This is a genomic window from Rhodococcus sp. NPDC057014 (genome assembly GCF_042673295.1).
Lineage (GTDB): Bacteria > Actinomycetota > Actinomycetes > Mycobacteriales > Mycobacteriaceae > Rhodococcus_F.
Map to the genome: position 1 here is coordinate 1 of NZ_JBHUSF010000124.1, position 23,798 is coordinate 23,798.

Annotated in this window: 18 protein-coding genes; 6 read left to right on the plus strand and 12 right to left on the minus strand. The window is 66.6% G+C overall.

The genetic code is table 11. The features are described from left to right. From mmsA to ACFTZB_RS23125, 3 genes are all read right to left on the minus strand, one after another. The coding region (mmsA, locus tag ACFTZB_RS23115; RefSeq protein WP_378434365.1) for a CoA-acylating methylmalonate-semialdehyde dehydrogenase at positions 1 to 1,043 on the minus strand (1,043 nt) is incomplete at its 3' end. 52 nt (positions 1,044 to 1,095) lie between these two features. Then, on the minus strand, positions 1,096 to 1,443 hold the full coding sequence (locus ACFTZB_RS23120) for a cupin domain-containing protein (RefSeq protein ID WP_378434367.1): 348 nt from the start codon (positions 1,441 to 1,443) through the stop codon (positions 1,096 to 1,098). A gap of 32 nt (positions 1,444 to 1,475) precedes the next feature. Further along, positions 1,476 to 2,885, minus strand: coding sequence for an NAD(P)/FAD-dependent oxidoreductase (locus ACFTZB_RS23125; RefSeq protein WP_378434369.1), 1,410 nt, complete (start codon positions 2,883 to 2,885; stop codon positions 1,476 to 1,478). A 131-nt stretch (positions 2,886 to 3,016) separates the two neighbouring features. On the opposite strand from ACFTZB_RS23125, the gene ACFTZB_RS23130 reads away from it, so the two are divergent. Beyond that, complete coding sequence (locus ACFTZB_RS23130; protein ID WP_378434371.1) at positions 3,017 to 4,489, plus strand: PucR family transcriptional regulator; 1,473 nt, start codon at positions 3,017 to 3,019, stop codon at positions 4,487 to 4,489. 84 nt (positions 4,490 to 4,573) lie between these two features. On the opposite strand, the gene ACFTZB_RS23135 is transcribed toward ACFTZB_RS23130, so the two are convergent. The 3 genes from ACFTZB_RS23135 to ACFTZB_RS23145 all read right to left on the minus strand — a co-directional run bounded on the left by ACFTZB_RS23135 (position 4,574) and on the right by ACFTZB_RS23145 (position 10,444). Then, entirely contained in the window at positions 4,574 to 6,001 is a 1,428-nt protein-coding gene (locus ACFTZB_RS23135) for an amino acid permease (RefSeq protein ID WP_378434373.1), read from the minus strand. A gap of 232 nt (positions 6,002 to 6,233) precedes the next feature. Continuing rightward, positions 6,234 to 9,677, minus strand: a complete 3,444-nt coding sequence (locus ACFTZB_RS23140) for a protein kinase (protein ID WP_378434375.1) — start codon at positions 9,675 to 9,677, stop codon at positions 6,234 to 6,236. A gap of 191 nt (positions 9,678 to 9,868) precedes the next feature. After that, positions 9,869 to 10,444 (minus strand): CGNR zinc finger domain-containing protein, encoded by a 576-nt coding sequence (locus ACFTZB_RS23145; RefSeq protein ID WP_378434377.1) that lies wholly within the window; start codon positions 10,442 to 10,444, stop codon positions 9,869 to 9,871. Positions 10,445 to 10,547: 103 nt separating this feature from the next. Between ACFTZB_RS23145 and ACFTZB_RS23150 the strand changes: the two genes are divergently transcribed. Continuing rightward, positions 10,548 to 11,720 (plus strand): epoxide hydrolase family protein, encoded by a 1,173-nt coding sequence (locus ACFTZB_RS23150; RefSeq protein ID WP_378434379.1) that lies wholly within the window; start codon positions 10,548 to 10,550, stop codon positions 11,718 to 11,720. Positions 11,721 to 11,819: 99 nt separating this feature from the next. Here the strand turns inward: ACFTZB_RS23150 and ACFTZB_RS23155 are convergent, their stop codons facing one another. The 4 genes from ACFTZB_RS23155 to ACFTZB_RS23170 form a co-directional block, all read right to left on the minus strand. Continuing rightward, positions 11,820 to 12,758 (minus strand): LysR family transcriptional regulator, encoded by a 939-nt coding sequence (locus ACFTZB_RS23155; RefSeq protein WP_378434381.1) that lies wholly within the window; start codon positions 12,756 to 12,758, stop codon positions 11,820 to 11,822. Positions 12,759 to 13,160: 402 nt separating this feature from the next. After that, the gene (locus ACFTZB_RS23160; protein ID WP_378434383.1) at positions 13,161 to 13,508 is read right to left on the minus strand and encodes a cupin domain-containing protein; all 348 of its coding nucleotides are present in this window, start codon (positions 13,506 to 13,508) and stop codon (positions 13,161 to 13,163) included. Further along, positions 13,505 to 14,527 (minus strand): Ldh family oxidoreductase, encoded by a 1,023-nt coding sequence (locus tag ACFTZB_RS23165; RefSeq protein ID WP_378434385.1) that lies wholly within the window; start codon positions 14,525 to 14,527, stop codon positions 13,505 to 13,507. Before ACFTZB_RS23165 ends, ACFTZB_RS23160 begins: the two co-directional genes overlap by 4 nt. Positions 14,528 to 14,689: 162 nt before the next feature. After that, complete coding sequence (locus ACFTZB_RS23170; RefSeq protein WP_378434387.1) at positions 14,690 to 15,694, minus strand: isopenicillin N synthase family dioxygenase; 1,005 nt, start codon at positions 15,692 to 15,694, stop codon at positions 14,690 to 14,692. A 628-nt stretch (positions 15,695 to 16,322) separates the two neighbouring features. On the opposite strand from ACFTZB_RS23170, the gene ACFTZB_RS23175 reads away from it, so the two are divergent. The 4 genes from ACFTZB_RS23175 to ACFTZB_RS23190 are packed head-to-tail and all read left to right on the plus strand — an operon-like array spanning position 16,323 to position 20,853. After that, complete coding sequence (locus ACFTZB_RS23175; protein WP_378434389.1) at positions 16,323 to 17,015, plus strand: hypothetical protein; 693 nt, start codon at positions 16,323 to 16,325, stop codon at positions 17,013 to 17,015. Next, the gene (locus ACFTZB_RS23180; protein ID WP_378434391.1) at positions 17,012 to 18,544 is read left to right on the plus strand and encodes an FGGY-family carbohydrate kinase; all 1,533 of its coding nucleotides are present in this window, start codon (positions 17,012 to 17,014) and stop codon (positions 18,542 to 18,544) included. The genes ACFTZB_RS23175 and ACFTZB_RS23180 overlap by 4 nt, the downstream gene beginning before the upstream one ends. A 19-nt stretch (positions 18,545 to 18,563) precedes the next feature. After that, a complete protein-coding gene (locus ACFTZB_RS23185) occupies positions 18,564 to 19,928 on the plus strand; it encodes a flavin monoamine oxidase family protein (RefSeq protein ID WP_378434392.1) in 1,365 nt (454 codons plus the stop codon). Between the two features lie 40 nt (positions 19,929 to 19,968). Then, the gene (locus tag ACFTZB_RS23190; RefSeq protein ID WP_378434394.1) at positions 19,969 to 20,853 is read left to right on the plus strand and encodes a dihydrodipicolinate synthase family protein; all 885 of its coding nucleotides are present in this window, start codon (positions 19,969 to 19,971) and stop codon (positions 20,851 to 20,853) included. Between the two features lie 129 nt (positions 20,854 to 20,982). Here the strand turns inward: ACFTZB_RS23190 and ACFTZB_RS23195 are convergent, their stop codons facing one another. Both ACFTZB_RS23195 and ACFTZB_RS23200 read right to left on the minus strand, forming a co-directional pair. Continuing rightward, positions 20,983 to 23,019 carry a putative nucleotidyltransferase substrate binding domain-containing protein gene (locus ACFTZB_RS23195; protein ID WP_378434396.1) on the minus strand — a complete coding sequence of 679 codons (2,037 nt, stop codon included), beginning with the start codon at positions 23,017 to 23,019 and terminating at the stop codon, positions 20,983 to 20,985. 104 nt (positions 23,020 to 23,123) lie between these two features. Further along, on the minus strand, positions 23,124 to 23,798 hold a 675-nt coding region (locus tag ACFTZB_RS23200; protein ID WP_378434398.1), incomplete at its 5' end, for a hypothetical protein.

The window sequence follows — 23,798 nt, forward strand, 5'->3', positions numbered from 1 at the left end:
ACGACGATCGTCGCTCCAGCGCCTTCGCCGGCGTCGATGTAGGAGGCGACCTTGTCGCGGTGCACCTTCGTCACCAGCGGACCCATGTCGGAATCGCGGGTGCCGTCACCGATCTTGAGGGTGTTGGTGCGTTCGGTGATTTTCGCGACGAGTTCGTCGGCGATGTCCCCGACGGCGACGAGGGCGGAGATGGCCATGCAGCGTTCACCGGCGGATCCGAAGCCGGCGTTGACCATGGCGTCGGCGGCGAGGTCGAGGTCGGCGTCGGGCAGGACGATGGCGTGGTTCTTCGCGCCGCCGAGGGCTTGGACGCGTTTGCCGTGGGCGGTGCCGGTGGCATAGACGTACTGGGCGATGGGGGTGGAGCCGACGAAGGAGATCGCCTTGACGGCGGGATTCGTCAGGAGTTCGTCGACGGACGTCTTGTCGCCTTGGAGCACGTTGAAGACGCCGGCGGGGAGTCCGGCTTCGGCCCAGAGTTCGGCCATCCAGATCGCGGCGGTGGGGTCCTTCTCGGACGGCTTCAACACGACGGTGTTGCCGGCGGCGATGGCGATGGGGAAGAACCACATCGGCACCATGGCGGGGAAGTTGAAGGGGGAGATGATGCCGACGGGGCCGACGGGTTGGCGGATCGAGTGCACGTCGACGTTGGTGGAGGCGTTTTCGGTCATGCCGCCCTTGAGCAGGTGGGCGATGCCGCAGGCGAATTCGACGACTTCCTGGCCGCGGGAGACCTCGCCCAATGCGTCGGAGACGACCTTGCCGTGTTCGGAGGTGATGATCTCGGCGAGTTCACCCTTGCGCTCGTTGAGCAGTTCCCGGAACTTGAAGATGATCTGCGTCCGCTTGGCGAGGGAGGTATCGCGCCAGGCGGGGAACGCGGCGGCGGCCGAGTCGATGACGGCGCGGGCGTCTTCGACGCTGGCGAGGGCGACCTGCCCGGTGACGGCACCGGTCGCAGGGTTGGTGACGGGGGCGGTGTTGCCGCTGGTGCCGGGGAAGGTCTTGTTGTCGAACCAATGGGAGATCGTGGCGACCACGTGAATCCTTTCGAAGGAGTGGCGGAGTGCGAAGTGGGATGCGGTGAGTGCGTCAGAAGATGGCGTAGGCCTTGCGCAGGGTGTCGGTGACGTCCCAGCGTCCCGACCAGCCCGGGGGCAGGACGACGAAATCGCCTGCCGAGATGTCGACCTTGGTGCCGGTGTCGTCGTCGGTCAAAGTCGCCCTACCGGAGATGATGTAGCAGGTTTCGGTGTTGGGCCGGTCGATCACGGGCCAGCCACCCGGCCGGCATTCCCAGATCCCGATCTGGGCGTCGGTGCTGCCGTCGAGGGGCAGCGTGCCGAGTTGTGGGTCGCCGCTGTCTGCGCCGGGGCGCTGCCCGGCGGGGGTCAGCTCGCCCTGAACTGTGCCGGCGGGCAGGTGGATCAGTGATGCCATGGTGATTTCTCCGAACGGTGTGTGGTTGACGGTCAGTGGGCGCCGGTCAGCTTCTCGAGCAGCGCGGAAACTTTCGACGGTTTACCGGTCACGCGCTCTTCGAGGTCGGCGGTCGCGGCGGCGCGCAGGCCCGCGTTCACCCCGAACCACCGGAACGGCTCCACCTCCCACTTCGGCGAGCGATGGTTGACGACCGGGAGCGAATTCAGGTCGTCGCGCCTGTCGAGGATGAGGTTGCGCAGGATGCGGCCGGCGAGGTTGCTGGTCGCGACGCCGTCGCCGACGTACGGTCCGGCCCAGGCCGTCTTGTTGTTCTGGTCGTAGCCGACCGACGGGAACCAGTCGCGGGGAACACCGAGGGGACCGCCCCACCGGTGTGTGATCGGTACGTCCCGCAGGGCCGGGAAGAATTCGTGCATCGTGTCGATGATCTTGTCGTGGATCTTCTCGTCGACGTCGAAGGAGGAGTCGACCTTGGACCCGAAGTGGTACGGCGCCCCCCGCCCGCCGAACAGCAGGCGGCCGTCGCTGGTCGGGTGCGCGTAGATCCGGAGGTTGCGCATGTCGTTGAACGCGGTGCGTCCGTCGAGACCCAGGTCCTCGCGAAGGCCCTCGGGCAGAGGCGCGGTGGCGACGACGAGCGAGTACAGCGGTGCCACGTTGCGCCGGTACGCCGGAAATTCGGGGGTGAACGCCTCGGTGGCGCGGATGACGACGGAGGCGGTGACCGATCCGTGTTCGGTCCAGACGATGCCTTTGCCGATCTCGTCGACCGCGGTGTCTTCGTAGATGACTCCGCCGTGTTCCTCGACCCAGCCGGCGAGTCCTCGCACGAGCTTGTCCGGGTGCAACAGCGCGCAGTGCTCAGTGTAGATGCCGCCGAGGACGTCGGTGGCGTTGATCTTCTCCTGCGCCGCAGCGGAATCGAGCAGTTTCCACTGTCCTCGGGTGCCGAACTTCTCGGCACCGGCCACGGTCGCCTTCGCCCGCGCCCACTGCGCCTCGCTCCGCGCGAGGGAGACGAACCCGTCGCGGGCGTATTCGCAGTCGATGCCCTCGGCGTCGACGACCCGACCGATCTCGGAGACGGTGTCGTTCATCGCGGCCTGCAGATCCAGGGCGGCGCGGTGCGAATACAGCTGTTCGACGCGGGCGAGGGAGACCGGGAAGATCGACGACGCCCACCCGCCGTTGCGGCCGGAGGCCCCGAATCCGGCGAATTCACGTTCGAGCAGTACAACTTTCAGTGACGGGTCCGCCTGCAGCAGGTAGTAGGCCGCCCACAGTCCGGTGAAGCCGGCACCGACGATGGCGACATCGGCGGTGACGTTCCCGGGCAACGCTGGCCGTCGGGCAGTGAACTCTCGATCCTCGCGCCACAGGGGTGTACCGTGTGCGGCACCTGACACGTCGCGCCCGGGTTGGGTGTTACTGACTACCATCTAGAGCCTCCAGCCCTCATTCGTTTCGTGCGTCGGACTCCAGTGTCGTGTCAGCGTGTGAGCCCCGACATACTCCGGATTCACAGACTTCAACCCGGCGCGCTGTACGTTTGTATGAGGAGGTGAGGGCGGTGATTTCCGTCGATCAGCTGGTCGCGATCCCGTCGCTCGGGTTGCGGTATCTCGCCGGCGAGAGCGGCGGGACGCGCCTGGTGACGTGGGCGCACGCGTGCGACCTTCCCGATCCGTGGCTGTGGTTCGAAAGCGGCGACCTGGTCATGACCACCGGCGGCGGACTGCCCGACAACCCCGCGGAGCAGTCCGAGTGGATGGCGCACCTGATCGACAGTCAGGTCAGCGCCCTGGTGATCGCACGAGGGCCCGGCACCCCGGAAGTCGCGCCCGCGCTGCTGGACGTCGCGCGTGAGCGGGGGTTCCCGGTGCTGTCCGCCAGTTTCGACCTGCAGTTCGTGACGTTGGCGCGGACCGTCATCGAAAGCGCCGTCGAATCCGAACGTCAGCGTCTGGCAACCATCACCCGCCTCTACGACGTGTACTGGCAGTCCCTCCACGCCCGTGGCAGCTTCGGCGACCGGATCTCCACGCTCGAGGGCACCACCGGGTGGGCCCTCGAAGTGCGGGACCACGACGCCGGGGGAGAGGTCGTGGTCAGCGGACGCCTGGCCCTGCACCAGCGCACCGTCGATCAGGACCCGACGCCCGAGAGCGTGAACATTCCCATCCCCGGCGCCGGGGACGTCGTGCTGACCGCCCGCGCCGGCCGCAATCCGGTCAACGACCGGCCGCTTCTCCAGCATGTCGGCGGGTTGATCGCACTCGAACTCGAGCACCACGCCGCCGAGCGAGACCGACTCCGCGCCTCCGGGCAGGACCTGCTGGTCGGATTGCTCGACGACACGGTCACGCTCGCCGCGGTGTGGCCCGAACTGCGACACCGGGGTATGCCCAATGCCACGGCGATCGCATGTTGGAGCCCCGGGGAAAGTGCTGTGCTGCATCATGAGTCGATTCACCGACAGGTGTGCCTGCAGCAGTATGCGCCGCTGCTGCTGCCGTCCGGGGCGATGCTGATGGGGCTGGTGCCGCGCGACCTCGAGTTGCTCGCCACGATCAGTGCAAAACTCGGCCCGGACTGCGCAGTCGGTGTCAGCACCGCCTTGACCGCGAATTCCAGTGTCGCCGAAGCGGCACGGCAGGCTCAGCTCGCGGTGGCCCGCGCGCACGAGCAGGGACAGACGGTCAACGTCTACGGGGACGACCGGGACGACGTCGGTTTCCTCCCCCGCAGCATCGAGGACACCCGCACCCTCGTGCGGCGGGTCCTCGGCCCACTCATCGTCCACGACAAGGACAACGAAGGAAATCTGCTGGACTCGGTGCGGGTGTTCCTCCGTAACGACGGCGCCTGGCAGAAGAGCGCCGACGAACTGAACATTCACAGGCAGACCCTCGTCTACCGGCTGCGTCGTGTCGAGCAACTCACCGGTCTCAAACCCACCTCCACCGAGGGGTCGGCGATGCTCTGGCTCACGCTGTCCGGGGTCGAACGTGCCAAGCTCTCGCTCGACGACCTTCTCGAGTGACCGGAATGCGATCCCGTCGGCCGGACGAAGAGAAACACATCGACGGCATGGCGCCGTCGATGTGTTTCCCGGTGGGGTGATTCGCTAGGTGGGATGGACAGGGGAGGGTGGAGTCTCGATATCGGCCGAGCGGGCGGTATCGAGGTCATGCGATCCGCGGGCGGTGCGGGCCCTCCTCTTCACCAGGTAGATGACCGTCAGCACCACCCACACGGCGACGCCCTGCATCAGCTCGATCCGGTTGGCATCGCGCAGGCCCATGCTGACCAGCACCGCAACGATCGCGACGGTGACCAGGATCGGCAGGCCCGGGTACAGCCACATCCGGAACTCGAGGCCACCCGGGTTCTCCTTCTCCCACCGGCGACGCAGCCGGAGTTCGGAGATGCAGATCATGAAGTACACGAACAGGAACACCGCACCGGAGGCGTTGATCAGGAACAGGAACACCGTGTCGGGGAACACGGCCGCGAGTACCACACATCCGTAGCCGACCACCGTGCACGAGAGGATTCCCTTCACCGGGACACCCCGCTTGTTGGTCGAGGTCATCCACGCCGGAGCGTCGCCGCGTCCGCCCATGACGAACAGCAGCCGCGAGGACGTGTAGAGACCGGAGTTCAGGACCGAGAGCACCGCAACCAGGATGACGAGGTTGAGCAGGTCCGCCGTACCCGGAATACCGATCCGATCCAGGGCGGCGACGAACGGCGATTCCCCGGGAACGACCGAGTCCCACGGCACGATCACGGCGATCAGGAATGTCGAGATGACGAAGAAGGCGAGGATACGGAACACCACCGAATTGACGGCCTTGCGGATCGATTTCGCCGGCTCGGCCGATTCGGCGGCCGCGATCGTGACGACCTCGACGCCGGTCATGGAGAAGATGACCACCACCACGCCGACGAACAGGGTGGCGAGGCCGTTGGGGAGGAGCCCGCCGTGGTCGGTGAGGTTGCCGAAGTCGATGCGTGCGCCGGGCCAGAGACCGAACACGAAGAGGGCGGCGACGGTGATGAAGGCGACGACTTTGATGCTCGCGAACCAGTATTCCGCTTCACCGAACGCGCCGACCGAGAGCAAGTTGACCGCGGTCATGATCACCATCAGGGTGAGGGCGATGGCCCACACCGGTATCGACGGGATCCATTTGTTGATCATCTGACCGCCGACGACGGCCTCGAATCCGACGACGATGACCCAGAAGTACCAGTAGAGCCATCCCGTCGAGAACCCTGCCCATTCCCCCCACGCCATCCGCGCGTAGTCGGTGAACGAACCGGAACACGGTTTCGCGGCAGCCATTTCGCCGAGCATGCGCATCACCAGCAACACGATCAGTCCCGTGATGCCATACGTGATGAACGCGAGCGGCCCGGCCTGGTTGATGATTGCGCTCGAGCCGACGAACAACCCCGCACCGATGACACCACCGAGTGAGAGCATGGTCAGATGCCGCTGTTTGAGGCCGGGCTTGAGCTGATGGCCTCCGTCCGGAGTCGTACCCATGGCATTCCCTTCATCAGGTGTGCGTGCCCGCGCCCGCCGATATCGCGGGCGGCATCGAGCGTGTGATGACAATCACCATGCTTGTCGGGGCGTCCGTTCACCATGCGCAAACGCGCTAACGGTGGGGGTGCCGGTTCATACAAACTGATGAACGCTCGAGCCGAGGATGTATCTGACCAGGTGTTGGCGGCGACACGACCATCAGCATGGTCGTGCTCGCCGGGTAACCAACTCACTCGTCCGGGCGCGTCCGGGCAAGGAAGGTCTCCGGGATGGACGGCCAGTCGGGCTGCCAGCGGCCGCGGCGTTGATCGTCGGCGATGTCGGTGAGGAGGTCGGTGACGGATTCGCCGCCGTCGGCCACCAGGCGGGGCAGTCCGTATTCGGCGCAGTCGGCGGTAACGGGGATGAGAACCTGTTTTGCGTCCGTGGCCCTTCCCGCGGCCGCCAGGCACTGGGCGAGCAGCATCCGGGCCTCGAGGAGGGCCAGGGGTCGCCGCGCTGGATCCAGTGCCCGGACCACCGCTTCCGCACGGGCACAGGCTTGGTCGTAGGCGTGTGCGGTCAGGAGCAGCCGGATCTGGGAGTCTTCGTCGAGTTCGGTCGTTCGTGTGCTGAGGTCGGCGGGCTGGCGTTGTGCCGTCGATCGCTCGGTGCGAGTGCGGAATTCGGTGCCCGGTTCCCATCCGCAGCGAACCCGCTCGTTGTCGATGCGCGCGGCGAGCCGCGGCAGTCGCAGCTTCCGGGCGGTGTCGGCGCCCTCGTCCAACCGCTGCGCCGCCGCGGGCATGTCCCCGTGCAGGGCCTTGATCCGGGCGCCGGTGCCGTAACTGGCGAGCATGAAATCGACGACTCCGCCCTCGGCGCCGAGGCGGTAACTCGCATCCAGCAGATGCTCGGCCTCGTCGACCCTGCCCTGCTGATACAGCAGGTCACCGAGCAGTGCGCCGGACAGCTGTGCCGCATACGAGTGAACACCGACGGTGGAAACGGCGAGGTCCCAGGCGGCCCGGAAGTGGCCCTCGGCGGCGGTGACGTCGAGAAGTTCGTTGGAGGCGATGCCGGCGACACAATGTCCGATCATTCCGAAGTGGGGTCCGCGGGTCTGCTCGTGGTAGCGCAGCGCCCAGTCCTGTCGGCGCCGGGCGGCGGCGAACTCGAAGCGGCAGATGTCCGCAAACGAGGTGACGTCGGCCGCGGCGGCAACGACGAAGGGCGGCAGGGTGTCCGGCCTTTCGAGGCATTCGCGGACCTGCTCGACGGTCCCGTCGATCACGTCGGCGTGGCATCGACCGACGTCGGCGATGACTGCTGCCTCCACTCGCAGATCGATCGCCTGCGTGTCGGTCGGAGGGTGCTCGCCGAGGGCGGCCTCGACCCGGGCCAGGGCTACCTCCATCGGCTCGAGCCGGTGCAGCAGGACGTTGGCCCATGCCACGATCAACTGGAGTCGAGCGCGGTTCTGTGCAAGCGATGCGGGCAGTTTCGCGACCAGCGCGAGGACCGTCCCCATCTTCGAACTCTCGATCAAGCTCATCGCATGCGACTCGATCAGGTCCACGGCACGGCCGTCATCGCCGGCGGCCAGTGCATGGTCGACCGACTCACCGAGCGCGCCGTGGCCGGCAAACCAGTCCGACGCTTTCCGGTGCAACCCGGCGAGCCGCTCGGGTGCGTCACGTTCGAGTCTGCGTCGGAGAAACTCGGCGAACAGGTGGTGATAGCGGAACCAGTCGCCGTCGTCGTCGAGGCTGCGCAGGAACAAATCCCGCTCCTCGACCTCCTCGAGCAGCGCCTGCCCCCGGGTCGTGTCCGCAAGGATCTCCGCGAGCTCGCCGCAGATTCGTTCCGGAACCGAAGTGGCCATCAGGAAGTCGAGCAGTTCGGGTTCGAGTGCATTCAGCACGTTCTCGGCCAGGAACTCACCGATGGCGTGATGTCGGCCGGACAGGTGCGCGATCAGATCGCCTGCTCCGGATGTGCCGCGGAGCGACAGGGACGCGAGTTGCAGAGCGGCGACCCATCCGTCGGTGGAGCGGGTCAGCGCCGCGAGCTCGGAGTCTGCCAGCGCGATTCCGTTCACGTCCACGAGAAATCGGGTGGATTCGTCGAGATCGAACCGCAGGTCCGCGGCCGTGACCTTGACCAGTTCGTCGCGAACCTTCATTCGACCGAGCGGCAGTCCGGATCGGGTTCGGCTGGTGACAATGAGCTGGAGGTGGTGGCAGCCGTTGTCGAGCAGGTAGCCCAGGGCGGCGAGGGTCGCGGACTCGGTGACCCGGTGCCAGTCGTCGATCACCACCGCCACCGGCAGCCCCCGGTCGTGCACCTCGTTGACCAGTGAGGTCAGCACGTAGCGGTCGGCGTCGTCGCCGCGGTCCTCGAGCACCTGACCGAGATCGTGACCCAGAGTGGGCTGCACACGCCGGATCGCCTCGATCAGATGCGCGAGAAACCACACCAGGTTGTTGTCGTCGTTGTCGACGGAGAGCCACGCCACCACCGTGCCTCCGTCGACGAGCGCCTCGCGCCACTGGGCCGCGAGGGTGGACTTGCCGTATCCGGCGGGCGCATGGATGAGCACCAGCCGCCGGCGCCTCGCGGAGCGCAAGGTCTCGAGCAGCCGTCCCCGGCGCACCAGGGCCTTCGGTGCGGTGGGCGGCCGGAACTTCGTCGCCGGGGTCGGCGGCGCACGCCGGGTCCGTTGCGTGCCGGGGAGGGGCTCGGCAGGCACGGACACCGATGTCGGCGAGCCCGCGCACACATCTGCGGGACCGCGGAGCGGCGGATCCTCGTCGGCACGCGCTCCGGTCCGGGTCCGAGCGTCGCGCAGCTCGTCCTCGAACTCCGCCGCCGTGCGTGGCCGCGCCGTGGGTTCGGCGGCCATGGCGTGTCCGATGGCCGCCGTCACCGCATCGGGAATGGCCGGGTCCCGCAAGTCCGGCACCGGCTCGGTGGTGATCCGCACGAACTGGGCGACGAGCTGTTCGCCGCTGCGGCGTTCGAACGCGGCATGCCCGGTCAGCGCGCAGAACAGGGTCGCGCCCAGGCTGTAGACGTCCGATGCCGGGGTGGGGCTCTGCCCGGCGAGGACCTCGGGGGCGGTGAACGCGGGCGAACCGGTGATCACACCGGTACCGGTCTCGAAGCCGCCCGGAATTCGGGCGATCCCGAAATCGGCCAACTGTGCGTCGCCGTATTCGGTCAGCAGGACGTTCGCCGGTTTCGCGTCGCGGTGCACGACCCCGGCCTGGTGGGCAGTCTCGAGCGCCCCGGCCAACGCGATCCCCAAATTCAGCGTATCGGCCCAGTTCAGGGGGCCGGTGCGGCGGATCGTGGCGTCGAGCGCGCCGTACCGGTGATACGGCATCACGAGGTACGGTCGGCCCGCCGCGGTGGTGCCCACCTCCAGGACGGTGACGATGTGGGGGTGCCCGGACAGCCGGCCCATCGCCCGCTGCTCGCGCAGGAACCGCTCCAGATCCTCTGGCGCCGGGTCCGCGGCGAGTACCTTGACCGCCACCGTGCGGTCCAAATGCGGTTGACGGCATCGGTAGACGACGCCGAACCCTCCGCGGCCGATTTCTTCGAAGCCGGTGAATCCGGCGGCCTCCAGCTCTGCGGTGATGTCCCCGGCGTCGTCACGCTGGGTGGCAAGCGGATCGAATTCGGCCATCGCACGCCCCATCCCGGTCGGCGTCACCGCACCGCCGGCCGGCTCGAGTCATCCCGTCGCAGGCGGACAGTGATCCCAGAGTATCCCCCACACCGACACCAGGGGTACCACTCGCGATGGCGTTCCTCCCGCCCTATCCGGCGAGGAATCCGACTACCCGTCGGCCTTCTCGTCTCGTCTACGTCGACCCATCACTCCGCTGATCCGGCGTTCATGCGCCGGCTGGCCTGGAAGCGCGCCTTCTTCTGGCGATTTCCGCACGTGTTCATGTCACACCATTTGCGGGTGCGACTTTGGCTGGTGTCGAAGAACGCGGCCTGGCAGGTCGGGGATGCGCACAAGGCCAATTTTCCGTCCCGTTCGCCTGCGATGATGCTGATCGCGTCGGCGGCGATGACGCCGAGGGCATCTTCCACGCAGGACGCCGAGCTGAGCTGCCACCGACGATTGCCCTCGGACGTCAGGATGGCCGACGCCCGACCCTGAGTGCTGCGGTCATTGATGATGTGGACAGCGGATGCGGGGAGGGGTTCGTGTATCGCGGCCGCAGTCGCGGCGGCGTGAATCGCCTCTCGCAGTTCACGGGCGAGTTCGAGCTGGGCGGTGGTGCAGGAGTCGACGGCGAGGCCGTTCACTGCCAGCCAGTCGACGAGTCGCTGCGGCGTGGGAATGCGCTCCACGGCGTCGCCGCGACGCTCCGTCAGAGTCGCCGTGAAGCTGGTCGCCAGCACGCTACCGAGGCGGAAGTCGGGGAACTCGGCAGGCATGGAACCACCTTAGCTGGTTGCGCGTCGGCACGAACGCGTGCTAGAACCGGCTTAGACGGTTCGCAATAGTTCCTAGCCGGTTCCACGGTCACCAGGAGGTCTCATGCCCCGCCTCACCAGCGACGTCCACGCATTCGAAGCCCACGCACCCGACGCCGACCTCGACGATCTGCGCGCAAGGCTGGCCGCGGCGCGACTACCGGAAGCCGAGACGGTCTATCGCGCCCCGCCCGGCCCTCGCCGATGGGAACAGGGCGTTCCTCTCGCCGACCTCGTCGACGTCGTGGACTACTGGCGCACCGGGTACAACTGGCGGTCGTTCGAAGAACGCCTGAACCGGATCGGCCAGTTCCGCACGACCATCGACGGTCTGGGAATCCACTTCCTGCACCGCCGATCCGCGCGCGCAGACGCCACCCCTCTGATCCTGACGCACGGCTGGCCCGGCAGCATTGCCGAGTTCGTCGATGTCGTGGACGAGCTGGCCGATCCGAAAGATGCAGGCGCGCCGGCGTTCCACGTCGTCGCCCCGTCGCTACCGGGTTTCGGCTACAGCGACAAGCCGGCCACCACCGGATGGGGAACCGAAAAGATCGCGGCCGCATGGGTGAAGCTGATGGGCCGACTCGGCTACGGCACATTCGCGGCCCACGGCGGCGACTGGGGAGGCAACATCACCACGGTTCTCGGCGGCAGGTTCCCGGCGCACGTTCTCGGCATCCACACCTTGTTCGCGGAGGCCCCACCCGGGTTGACGACGGACGGGCTGACGGCGGTCGAACGCACATGGACCGAGGAAACCCGCGATTTCTGGCACTACCGTGCGGCGTACGCGAAACAGCAGGCAACCCGACCGCAGACCATCGGTTACTCGCTCGTCGACTCACCGGTCGGGCTTCTCGCCTGGATCCTCGACAAATTCGCCGAGTGGTCGGACACCGAAGACAGCCCGTTCGAGACGATGTCCAGAGACCGAATTCTCGACGACGTCACCCTGTACTGGCTCACGCGGACGGGCGCATCGGCGGCCCGCATCTACTACGAAAGCCACAACTCGCTCGATCCCGAACTTCGCGTCGACGTCCCGTCGGCAATCACCATGTATCCCCGCGACATCGAGAAGTGTCCGCGCCCCTGGGCGCAGGAGCGGTACCGGCACATCGTCCGATGGAGGTCGCCCGAAACCGGGGGACACTTCCCGTCGCTGGAGGTTCCCGAGTATTTCGTCAAGGACCTCCAAGAAGGCCTCGCGGCAGTGCTGGCCGCGAATCGGTGAACGCGGCGGGGTCGACCCTCATGACCAGCTGCTCCAGGCGCGGAATGACGTTCCCCTCCAGGCGACCGCAGTCGACGCGCCGGACGGGCGCAACGCGATCTACGTCGCACTTCCGGAACTTTCGGGTGGATTCGAGTACAGGGTGTCACATCGTGCCTTGACGAGTTCGAGTGTCTCTGCGACGAGCGGATGACGTCCGGCGCCCTTGCGCGTGGCGGCAACGATCTTGCGGGCAGGCACAGGTTCACCTGACAACCTGATCCGGGTGACTGCCCACTCCGAACCCAGTAGCCACAGCCGTGGCACGAGCATGACCCCCATATCCTGAGAAACTATCGCCGCACCGGTCTCCCACTCGTCGGCCTGGTGAGCGATGTTGGGTGTGAATCCAGCTGCGACACAGGCGGTCACAGTGAGTTGGTGGTATGCCCCACCAGGGCTCCCGACGACCCAGGGCTCGTCGGCGGCGTCGGCGAGAGTGACGCGTCGACGGGAGGCCAATGGATGATTCGCGGGTACGACCAGATCCAACGGGTCGTCCACCAACAACTGTTGATCAAAGCGGAGATCGTCCAGGGGAGGAGAGTCCGCGGTCACCATCACCAAGGCGAGGTCCGCCTCCTCCATCTGCAGCAGCCTGAAGCATTCGGCGGGATCGGCCTGAACCAGACGCACGCGAAGGCGGGGATGGCGATCGCGTAGAGCCCTGCCGGCATAAGGCAGCAATTGTGTTGACGCCGTGGAAAACCCGCACAGGGTGTACGGGCCGGACAGCTCGTCCACCGTTTCGGCGAGCTCGCTCTGGGCCAACTCCCACTGAGCCTGCATGATGGCGGCGTGCCGTAAGACGGTGCGTGCAGCCGGCGTGAGTTTGATGCCGCGGCCCGAGGGCTCGATCAATCCGACCCCGAGTAGCTCCGACAACTGGCGCAGTTGATACGAGATCGCCGACGGAGTGTACGACAGGGCCGCCGCAGCGGCTGTGACAGTGCCGTAGTAATCGACTGCCTGCAGGATCTTGAGCCTGGGGTCAAGCATCGGACCGGCCGAACTCGAGTAGCGCCTTCACCCGATCAACAATAGATGCAGTTCCTCGTGCGCCGCCGCCCTTGTGCGGGTTCCTCGCTTCCGGACGAAATCGTGAGCAGCTATTCCGTTCCAAGGAAATCGATTCGGGAGTTCCACTGGTCAGGTACGGGGCCGAATTCGTAGTGATGTCCGGGGGATTCGGTCGGAAGGAGTTCCGTTTCGCTGTCGTGGTAGATGACGAGGAAATGTTCCTGGTCGTGTGCGGTTGATGTGGTGAGAATCTGGGCCCATTGGCCGGTGCGGTGTCCGCACGGGTTGAGCCTTCGGATGAAGGAGCCCTGGCGAGCAGGGGACGTGGGGCTCATGTTCACGGGTAGTCCTTTGAGGTTGGGAACGGGGTCTTCCGCCGAATCACTTCTCCGATGGCAGAGTCGGACCACCGGCCCAGGCCATGACGACCGGGGCTGCACTGCGGTTGTGGATGCGGTGGGGGACGGTTGGCGGCACGGCCCACGCGTCACCTGCCTCGAGGAAGTACTCGTTCGAGCCGTCGTCGAGGTACCCCTGGCCGGAGACGCAGAAGAACACCTCCCAAGTGCCCGCGTGACCCTGGTCCACGTCACCGGTGTCGCCGGGCTGAACCGTGGAGGTACCGAACCACATCGCGTCGTTGCGGAAGTACTCCCGACACAGCTCCGGGCCCTCGTAGAAGACCTCGGCGTCGTCTTGCCGAATGATGTACGGGCTGTTCGTCGTCATGATCGCGCTCCTTGAGGATTTCTGGAAAATTGGCCTGCCGCGCGTGCCCGCAGCGTCTCGAGGACATTGGTGCGCAGGGAGATTTCGGAGAGGGGCTTCACCCGCGAAGTGCCCGGCGTGCGGACGCCCTGCGCGCCCAGCCGGCACACGTGCGCATCTGCCCTCGAGACGAAGTCGTGCTGGAGCTTGCTCACGTCGATCGCCAGTATGAACATTCCGACCCCGGGGTTGTCCGCGCCTGCGTCGAAGGACGGAGCGTCGATCGACCAGTTTCCGCCCGACATGCCCGCAAGCAACTCGACCATCCAAGCGATGTTGGCACCCTTGTAGCCGCCGAACGGGAGCATGGCCCCGTCCAGCGCCGCGACGGGGTCGGTCGTCGGTTGGCCGGCGGCGTCGATCGCCCATCCCTCGGGGATCGGCCGACCGTTCGCCGCCGCTTCGCGTACGTTGACGTACGCGGCCGCGCTCGACGACTGGTCGACGGTCATGACCTCGCCTGCCGGCCGGGGGAACGAGTACGACATCGGGTTCGTGCCCAATACGCGGCCGGTGCCGGGTGCGGTGGCGAGAAACGCGTTGGAGTTGATAGCGCCGAGTGCCGCGAGACCGTGCGTCGACAGGCGCTCGGTGAACCACCCGAGCTGACCACCCGCGAATGCTCCCGACTGCAGGAATATCGCCACCCCCTCGGACCGTGCTGCTGCGACGAGATCGTCGATCGCCGCATCGAACCCCGTGTGGAACGGCCCTCCGTGAGCGTTGCACGCGAGGATGGCAGGCGTGAGCCGGTCCACTGTAGGTACTGCAGCCGCATCCAGGCGACCGTCGTCGATGGCGTGAAGATAGTCGAGAAGATGAGTGACGCCGACTCCGCGCATGCCCCGGTCCTCGGCGAACAAGGCGGCGTCGACGAGCAGTTCGGCTACGTCATCCGAAGCCCCAGCGCGTGTCATCGCCTTCTCGGCGAGTCGGGCGACCTCCTCTCGAGGGACCGGAAGCTCGAGCAAAGCCGTCATGCGTGGTGTCTCCTTCGGTGTCTGTGGTGGGTGGTGGTGCAGCTCTGATTCACTGGATGGGTCCGAATGCAGCCGCTCGCATCTGAATTGGACCGATGCGGTCTCGGTCGAACAGACAGCAGTGGGCCTCGACTACTACCGAAGCCCACTGCCGGGTTGCTGTCAGGCGTGGGCGGTCAGGATCTCGGGCTCGTCCCGCAGGTGCGGGTACACGTGCGTGAACCACTGGGTCTTGTACTCGCCGCAGGTGAACGGGTACGGGTCGGCCGGGTGCTCGGCATCGACACAGGTCGGCAGCGTCTCGACCGGCGCGTCGAAATCGAGGTCGATGAAGAACGCGACCGAGTAGCGCTCGGCGCCGCTCTCGTTCACCACGCGGTGGACCGTCGACGAGTACTTCCCATTCGTCATCTTCGCGACCAGGTCGCCGATGTTGATGACGAAGGCGTCCTCGACGGGCGGGGCGGTAATCCACTCACCGTTCTTGTTCTGCACCTGCAGACCGCCGATGTTGTCCTGAGAGAGGATGGTGAGGATGCCCTTGTCGGTGTGAGCACCGATGCCGATCGCCTGGTCGTCGTCCGGGTTCTGCGGCGGGTAGTGCAGGAGCCGCTGGATGGTGATCGGGTTGGTCTGAATGCGCTCGAAGTAGTCGGGTTCGAGCCCCAGACTGATGGCGAATCCGCTGACCAGCTTGCGTGCCAGCGCCCGCATCGCGGCGTAGTACTCGTCGCAGGTCGCCTCGAACTCGGGGAACTCTGCCGGCATCAGGTTCGGTCCGAAGAACGGCGCCACGGTGTCCTGCTTCGCGCCATAGTCGAAGGCCTCCTTGAGATCTGCGGTCTTCTTGTCCTGGTCCGCATTCTCGGCGGACGGCGGGATGTAGCCGCGCACCGTCGGCCCGGACTTCGCGACGTGCACCTTGTCCTTCGCATCTTCGGGCAGGGCGAAGAACTCTTCGGTGACCGCGTACATGCGCTTGACGAGGTCGGAGGGAACACCGTGGTTCTTCACGTAGAAGAATCCGACCTTCTCGCACGAGTCCCCGATCTGACGCGCGACGCCCTCGGGGTCACTGCCGTCGACAAGGGCTGCGACATCGATGACCGGGATCTCGTGGAATGCGGTCTGCTTGCTGGCGAACCGGTTGACAGATGCGTCGGACATGGAGTTACTCCTGGGGTCTGTTTGTGTGATGAGCCAATGTGTCGGGCTGACCGCCGGGGCGGTCGCTCAAAGGCGACACATGAATGGTTGCGCAGATCACAACAGCAGTAAAGCGCATAAATCTCGACCAAACCGTGCGAAAAATTTTCACGGTTAGGGTGCTGGCACCGATGACCGCCGACGTGGGTCCGCGACCCAGAAATAGTTGACGCATGCGCGAGGCGGGCCATCTCGCCGGCGTTCGTCAGTGTCGAGGATTTGCGGGAGCACGAAGCCCTGACCTGCAGACCGGATCGGTCGGGCGGCGCCCGCCCGTCGTCCGTGCGAGGGTCACGCACTTATGACTCATCTTGGACGATCTTGAAAGCGAACCTGGCGGGCTATGACCTGTCGCACACACACTCGACTGATCAGCGGCACGCCCGAAGCCGCCGGAATCTCTGAATGACGCTGCCGAGTAGGGCAATCCGATCGAACAGGTGGCCATGCACGCGTAACTGCACCATCGATCGAGCATTGACAGGGTCGGTGACCCTCGTGACGGCCCTTCACCAAATACGTACGACAACAACGCCAGATAGAACCAATCGGCGGTTGGCGCCGATGCAACCAAGTGAAGTAGGAGAACATGAAGCCTGAGATCATCGTCATGCTGACGCACAATGACGTGACGGTGCCGAATGCCCGCGCAGTGTTCGACGAAGCGGCGGATCTACCGGTGACGTTCTGGGGGTTCAAGGACGTCGGGCTCTCGACGACGGAGTCCGAGCGGCTGGTCGCAGACTTTCGCGAGGCCGGCAAGACTGCAGTGCTCGAGGCCGTCAACTTCAGCGAGGCCGAAATGTTGGAGGCGGTGGCGTTCGCTGCGGACTGCGGCATCGAATACGTCACCGGCGGCCAGTTCACCGAGACGGTCCGTGACCGGGTACGGGAAGCCGGTATGAAGTACTTCCCGTTCTGCGGCGCGACCAGCGGCCCGCCGATCAGCCTGGCCGGATCGATCGAGGACATCGAACGAGACGCGACCCGTCTGCTGGAAGGTGGCGTGGACGGCGTCGATCTGGTTGCGTACCGTTCCACCGGAGCCGACCCGGTCGAGCTGGCGCGGCGTCTTGTGACGGCGGTCGGGGGCGAGCAGATCATCGTCGCGGGCAGCATCAATTCCGTCGATCGGATCCGGCTGATGCACGAGATCGGTCCGATGGGCTTCACCATCGGCGGCGCACTCTTCGAAGGCACGCTGCTGCCCGGCCAATCCTTCCGGGACAACCTCCTGGCCGTCGTGGAGGTCGGAGAGAACGTCAGCGAGGCGCGGCTATGAGTTGGTATGTCCTGGGTGTCGATGTGGGCACCACCGCGATCAAGGCGGCGCTCTTCGACGAGGACGGCACCGAGATCGCCGACCACACCGAGGAATACGATCTGCTGACTCCGCGGGCCGGTTACGTCGAGCTGGAACCGGGCACCTACACCGAAACTTTCGCCGAGGCCGTGGCCTCGCTGCTGCGGGAATCCTCGGTGGACGTGCAGCAGATCCGTGCGCTGGGTCTGTCGGCTCAGGGCGAGACGATGCTGTGTCTGGATTCCGCCGATCGGCCGCTGGGCCGCGCGATCGTCTGGATGGACAACCGCGCTGCGACGGAGTCCGACGAGCTCGAGGCGCACTTCGGCCGGCCCACCATCCATGCCGTCACCGGACAGCCTGCGATGGATCCGATCTGGCCGGCGGCGAAGATTCTCTGGCTCGCGCGGCACGAACCCGATCGGTTCGCCGCGACCGCGCGGTTCGCCCTGCTCAAGGACTTCCTCGTGCAGCGGCTCACCGGCCGCCTGGTCAGCGAGGATTCGCTGCTGTGCTCGACCCTGTTCTGGGATATCAACACCCGGAAGTACTGGCCGGAGATGCTCGACTACCTCGGTATCGACACCGAGAAGCTGCCCGAAATCGCGGAGCAGGGCGAGATAGTCGGCGCGCTCACCGAGTCAGCGGCCACCGAGCTCGGCCTGCCCGCGGGGCTGCCGGTCTCGGTGGGCGCGCTGGATCAGGCGTGCGGTGCGCTCGGCCTCGGGAACGCCGTGCCGGGACTGTTCAGCGAGAGCACCGGGTCGGCGCTGACCACCGTCACCGTCGTCGACGAGCTGCGGCTCGACGCGGCTGGGCGGGTCCCGTGCTTCGCGGCCGCCCTGCCCGGCCAGTACATGCTGCACACGTTCTCCACCGGCGGGATGGTGATGCGCTGGTTCCGCGACGAGTTCTGTTCCAGCGAGCGCCGGATCGAGGAGCTGTGCGGGATCAACGCCTATCAGTTGATCGACGAGGAGGTGCGTCGGGTCGATCCCGGCTCCGACGGCCTCGTGGTTCTCCCGCACCTGCAGGGCTCCGGCCCGCCCGACCTCGACCCGCACGCCCGAGGTGCGTTCTTCGGCTTGACGCTGTCGCACACGAAGCAGCATCTCTCACGCGGGATCATGGAAGGTGTGGCCATGGTGCTACGCCGAATGATCGAGTCGACCGAGGACCTCGGCGTGGAGATCACGGAGATCGTCTCGTTGAGCGGCGGCGCGAAGAGCGCGGCGTGGTGCCAGATCAAGGCGGACGCCACGGGTCGGCCCGTGCATACGGTCAAGGGCGCCGGCAGTGCAGCCTGCCGCGGCGCCGCGATCATCGCGGGAGTTGCCGCCGAACTGTGGCCGTCGGCGGTCGATATCGCCTGTGCGGGACTGGAGTTCAGTAGCACATACAAGCCCAACGCCGCGAACGCCGCCATCTACGACGACCTGTACACCCGCTTCCTCGCCCTGCAGGAGGCGACGAAGTTGCTCCCCCGACCCGCGTCCACCGCGAGCTGAACGAACGGAAAGAAGACCAATGAAAGACGTAGTGATCATCGGCGGCGGGCTCGCCGGACTGTCGGCGGCGTGGCGGCTGCGGCACTGGGACCTGCAGGTTCTCGAGGCCGACAGTCAGCGGGTCGGCGGCCGGATCCGTTCCGAGCAGCATGGCCAGTACGTGATGAACTGGGGCGGGCACATGTTCGCCGGCGCAGGCAGCTCGAGTGCAGAGCTGGTCGCCGAGACCGGTACGCGGTGGGCGGCGATCCCGGGCTCGCTGCAGGGCATGGCCATGAACGGAAAGTTCTTAAGTACCGGCCTGATCCAGACATACCCGTTCCGGATCCCGATGACGACCAGGGATCGGTTGTCCCTGCTCAAGGTGGGCGCGCGGCTCGGTGCCGACGTCCTGCGGTACAAGCAGGCCGCGCGGCGTCGCAGCGGTGAAACGCCGGAGGTCCGGCAGCAGCGCATCTTCAACTTCGAGGACGAGCGCACGTTCGCCGACTACCTCGGCCGCACCACCGATGCCGCACGAGACTTCTACTGCTCGGTGGCGATGCGGTCCGCCGCGGACCCCGACGTACTGTCCGCGGGCGCCGGCATCGGCTACTTCAACCTGATCTGGAACATCGGCCAGGGGCTGGGCAACTACATCGTCGGCGGCGCCGCGACTTTGACCGAGACGATCGCACAGTCGATCCGCGACCGGGTCGAGCTCGGCGCGGTCGTGAACGAGGTCGTCCAGAACCGCGACCACGTCGTCGTCCGCTACACCCAGGACGGGACCGACCACGAGGTCACGGCCCGCACCGCGGTGCTCGCAACCCCGGCGTCGATCACCAACAAGGTCGCTGTGAACCTGCGCCCGGAACTGCGCGACGCGCTCGGGCAGATCAAGTACGGGCCGCACGTGGCCGGCGCGTTCCTGACCAACGAGCAGGAACCGATGCCCTACGACGGCACCTACGGCATCGCAACCCCCAACAGGTCCTTCACCGTGGCACTGAACCAGGGCAACCTGACCCGCGGCCGCGAGACCACCCGCCAGCCGGGCGGCAGCATGATGACGTTCTCACCGGCGAGCCTCGGCTACAAGCTGTGGGACCTGCCCGAGAAGGAGATCGTCGACATCTACACGAACGATCTCGACCAGATCTTCCCGGGATTCGCGAACATCGTCACCGACGCACGGGTGGAGAAGTTCGAATTCGGTTCCCCGTTCTGCTTCCCCGGCCGCCACAAGCTCCAGCCCGAGCTCACCCGCCCCTCCGAGCGAGTCTTCCTGGCGGGCGACTTCCTCGGCACCTTCTACACCGACACCGCAGTGAGTTCAGGTTTCACCGCGGCGCAGGGGGCGGCCAGCGTCCTGGCCACCGCACGACAGACCGCCGGCGCCTGACCTGCCCACACCAACCCCAAGACACCAGAAGGAGGCCGACATGGCCAAGGAACTCCGCGGCGTTCTCACCGCACTTCCCACCCCGTTCACCGCCGACGACCAGATCGACGCCGGGCTCATGCAGAAGGTCGTCGACCGCAACATCGACGCCGGCGTCGACGCACTCGTCGTCGGTGGCGGCACGGGTGAGTACACCTCGCTGACGAATGCCGAGCGCCGGCAGATCTTCGAGATCGTCGTCGAGCACACCGCCGGCCGTGTCCCCGTGGTCGCGCACACCGGATCGCTCACGACCCGCGAGGCGGTGGACCTGTCCCGCGCGGCAGAAGCCACCGGCGCCGATGCCCTTATGCTCATCACCCCGTTCTACGAGCCTCTCACCGAGACCGAGATCAACCGGTACGTCGAGACCGTTGCGGGTTCGGTCGGTGTGCCGATCATGCTCTACAACAACCCCGGCGTGACCGGTGTGAACCTCGGCGCCGAGGGCATCGCGCGGTTCGGGCGCGAGATCGACAACATCGAATACGTCAAGGACTCGAGTCACGACTGGGAACAGGCACTGCGCCTGATCCACCACCACCGCGACGACATCAAGCTGATCATGGGCTGGGACAGCTTCAGCTTCGGCGCCCTCACCGAGGGAGCGGCCGGCATCATGGCCGGCGCGGCGAACGTCGTTCCGAACGAGATCGTTGCGGTCGTCCGGGCAATCCGCGACGGCGATCTGAACCGCGCCCTCGAGAACTGGCTGCGAGTGTTCCCTGCTATCGACGCGATGATGGCGATCCCGTTCACTCAGGCGGTGAAGGCGGGACTCCGCCTGCAGGGCCTGGACATCGGGAGCCCTCGGTCGCCCCTTGCTGATCTCGAGCCCGAAGCCGAGGCCAGTCTCGAGGCAGCCCTGGACCGCCTGAACCGCTGATGACGAACTGCGGCCCGACCCCGTTCTCGGGGCCGGGCCGCATCGCCATGTTCCACCGCGGTGTGCCGCGACGACGACCGCCAAGCTGAGGCAGGCACCCAGGACATGGCCGAGGTCCCGTTCACACGACTACGGGTCGAGTCGCCTGCCGCGCCGCACGACCTTCCGTATGCCCTTGTTTCTTGCGAGGTCTTTGGCTGCCCGGGCCGCGCGCATCGGGTCGTCCGATCGACGACTGGGGTCGCCGGCCCACTCGCCTCCGGGACCCTCGAGCTCGCTGGGCGGTGCGGGCATCGCCGGACGTGGACGGACGAGTTGGTCGGCCGGCAGCATATGGGCGACGCGATCCATGCGGCGTTGGATTGCCGAGACCTCACGGACGGTCCGTTCGACGACGCTGCGGTCGATCGGCGAGATCTCGTCGCGGGCGAGGATGTCGTCGGGCACTTCTCCAGCCTCAGCCTGCCGGAGTTGATGTTCGAGGCGCAGTAGCTGCAAGACCTCGAATGCCTCGATGAGACGGTCGGCATCGCGTCCGGGCAGCAATGCCGAGCCGGAGGCCGCCCGGAGACGCCCAATGGTCTGCAGTTCGGCGGAGCCGACCCCGAGCGCCACCCAGCGGGCAATGTTGATGATCGGTGCGAGCCCGCGGGCCTTGACGTCGAAGGCGTCGCCGCGGCCGGCGAGCTTGTCGCGCATCGTGGTCAGCTTGGCCCGGCGGGCGAGCGACTCGTACAGCAGCATCTCCACAGCGGCCGGGTGGCTGTTGAAGTCGGCGAACACGCGCGCCGGTTCGGGCAGACTCGGGTCACCGAAGATCGGCCGCGCGTCGACGAGGATCGACGCCATGATCGTGCCCTGATTCTCACGCGGCCGCGCGAGCCACCCCCTGGCCGCAGCCCGCCACTGCGAGTGAGTCCGGGCAAAGCCTTCGTGCGAGGGGAAGGCGCGGTGGGCGTCGACGCTGATCCCGCATCGGGTGAGCACTTCGCCGACCACTGCGAATGCCTCACGGTAGCGCGGTATTTCGCCGGCGTACTCGTCGTCGAAGGTCACGGCGGCATCGACATCGGAGGAGAGTACCGCCTCGCGTCGACCGTTACTGCCGAGTGAGAGCCAGGTGAACGCCTCCGTGGTGAGGTCCGTGTGGTCCTCGAAGACCAGGGTGACCGCGCGCCGGATGATGGCGTCGACGATGGTCGAGTTCACTGCGATGACACGGTCCGCGGCGAGCCCCCGCTCGAGGAGATCGCCGAGGACGGTGGGGACCCGGAGGGCGCGGACGACGAGATCGTCGACGGTTCGCGCCTTGCGGATCTGCTCTTTGATGCTGACACCGGCTGTGGTGGACGAGGACATGAAGTCCCGCTCGCCCACCACACCGGTCAGCGCGCCATCTTCGCTCGTGACGAGCAGAAACTGGACCTCGTGATCGAGCATCTCGATCAGTGCGTCGGCCGATGACGTGCCCAGCGAGGTGGTCGTGGCCGGGTAGGTCATCACCGCGTGCGCGGGCGAGTCCACCGGCAACCCCTGGGCGAGGATCCGGCGGCGCAACCCCTCGTCGGTGACGAGACCATATCGACCGTCCCCGACATCGACGGCGGCGCAGGGAAGTCCACGGCTGGTCATGTCGCGGGCGATGCTTATCGCAGGCGCATCGGCCGCGACGATCAGAGGCGCCTGGCGCACCAGATCCGCCATGACGGTGTAGGTCGGGGGACCGGATGCCAACCGCCGCGCGTGGGAGATGTGTTCGGCGAGGAACCGAGCCCCGCCCCGGGAGGCGAAGGCAGGAATGACCACATCAGCAGGGAATCGAGCGATCTTCGCCGCCGACCGGGCGACGACCCGAGGCCCTATCGCTCTCCCGGTCAGGGCCGCCGAGAACCCGAGGGCTTCCCCGCGACCGAAGCTGTCACCCGGCGGCTCGCCGATCCGGTCGGGATCGAGCCACAGATCGACTTCGCCCGACACGACCACGAAGATGTCCGCGGGCACCTCCGCGAATGCGTCCACCACGAGGGCGCCGGCCGCGAAAGCCTGCACGTTGGCGGACGCGACTGCGCTGGCACGGCCCTCGGGCGTCAGCGAGTCGAACGGACGGCAGCTCGCCAGGAGAGCCAACAGATCGGTGGTTTCGGAGCGCTGCGCTGACTCATCCACAGACAAGAGTCGTCCTCTTCGTTCAGATCGGTCCGAATGCACAGTGGCATTCCGGACTCTGGAGGCCTGGGTATCTCGCGCGAAACCAACCCCTGGCCATGCGGTTACGCGGTGGCACGGTGTTCATTTGCGATTCGTGGGGGCTCGGTTGCCGTCAGCACAAGAGACCGCCAGTTCCGCTGCGGATCGGCGCGATGGCCCGGGTCGATGCCGATGATTCGGCCGCCGTCGAGCAGCGTCACCTCATGGCGTTGCCGGGCATCGTAGAACGTCCTCTCGTCGGCGCGGGCGCCGTGGGAGCCGCTGTGGCCATGCACCTGACTGAAAGGCATCGGGCGAGTGCGCCAGCCCGGAAGCAGTTCGAGCTCGCGGTCGGCCCAGATGGGACCTACCTGGGGGTTCGGTGGGCCGCCTCCGAGGATGCACCCGCCCTCGAACAGTGCGGTGTCGTCGTCCCGCGCTGTGGCGTTGAGCCGGGCAGCCGACTCGGCGGCAGAGACGGCGCTGTCGAGTCGATGGCGCCAGAATGGTTCGGTGACTCCGGCGTGAGTGATGAGGAATTCTTCGTCCGTCGTGTGGACCGCGACGGCGGCGTGGGCGATGCCGTCGCGCCACCATCGCCGGACGGTCCGCCGGGAGCCGAAGCTCAGGCGTTCATGCCAGTCGAAGACCGGTGGGCGAAGGTAGTGGGCTTCGTGGTTGCCGATGAGCTGAATCCACCGCTCGGGCTGTTTGCGGAGGTATCGATCGACGAGACGGACGACGCCGTCGGAGTCGGG

Coding starts and splice junctions, on each gene's coding strand:
- ACFTZB_RS23180 (WP_378434391.1), top strand. CDS start 17,012: ATGAGTTGGTATGTCCTGGGTGTCGATGTGGGCACCACCGCGATCAAG.
- ACFTZB_RS23135 (WP_378434373.1), bottom strand. CDS start 6,001: ATGGGTACGACTCCGGACGGAGGCCATCAGCTCAAGCCCGGCCTCAAA.
- ACFTZB_RS23125 (WP_378434369.1), bottom strand. CDS start 2,885: ATGGTAGTCAGTAACACCCAACCCGGGCGCGACGTGTCAGGTGCCGCA.
- ACFTZB_RS23120 (WP_378434367.1), bottom strand. CDS start 1,443: ATGGCATCACTGATCCACCTGCCCGCCGGCACAGTTCAGGGCGAGCTG.
- ACFTZB_RS23145 (WP_378434377.1), bottom strand. CDS start 10,444: ATGCCTGCCGAGTTCCCCGACTTCCGCCTCGGTAGCGTGCTGGCGACC.
- ACFTZB_RS23190 (WP_378434394.1), top strand. CDS start 19,969: ATGGCCAAGGAACTCCGCGGCGTTCTCACCGCACTTCCCACCCCGTTC.
- ACFTZB_RS23165 (WP_378434385.1), bottom strand. CDS start 14,527: ATGACGGCTTTGCTCGAGCTTCCGGTCCCTCGAGAGGAGGTCGCCCGA.
- ACFTZB_RS23140 (WP_378434375.1), bottom strand. CDS start 9,677: ATGGCCGAATTCGATCCGCTTGCCACCCAGCGTGACGACGCCGGGGAC.
- ACFTZB_RS23150 (WP_378434379.1), top strand. CDS start 10,548: ATGCCCCGCCTCACCAGCGACGTCCACGCATTCGAAGCCCACGCACCC.
- ACFTZB_RS23175 (WP_378434389.1), top strand. CDS start 16,323: ATGAAGCCTGAGATCATCGTCATGCTGACGCACAATGACGTGACGGTG.
- ACFTZB_RS23155 (WP_378434381.1), bottom strand. CDS start 12,758: ATGCTTGACCCCAGGCTCAAGATCCTGCAGGCAGTCGATTACTACGGC.
- ACFTZB_RS23185 (WP_378434392.1), top strand. CDS start 18,564: ATGAAAGACGTAGTGATCATCGGCGGCGGGCTCGCCGGACTGTCGGCG.
- ACFTZB_RS23160 (WP_378434383.1), bottom strand. CDS start 13,508: ATGACGACGAACAGCCCGTACATCATTCGGCAAGACGACGCCGAGGTC.
- ACFTZB_RS23170 (WP_378434387.1), bottom strand. CDS start 15,694: ATGTCCGACGCATCTGTCAACCGGTTCGCCAGCAAGCAGACCGCATTC.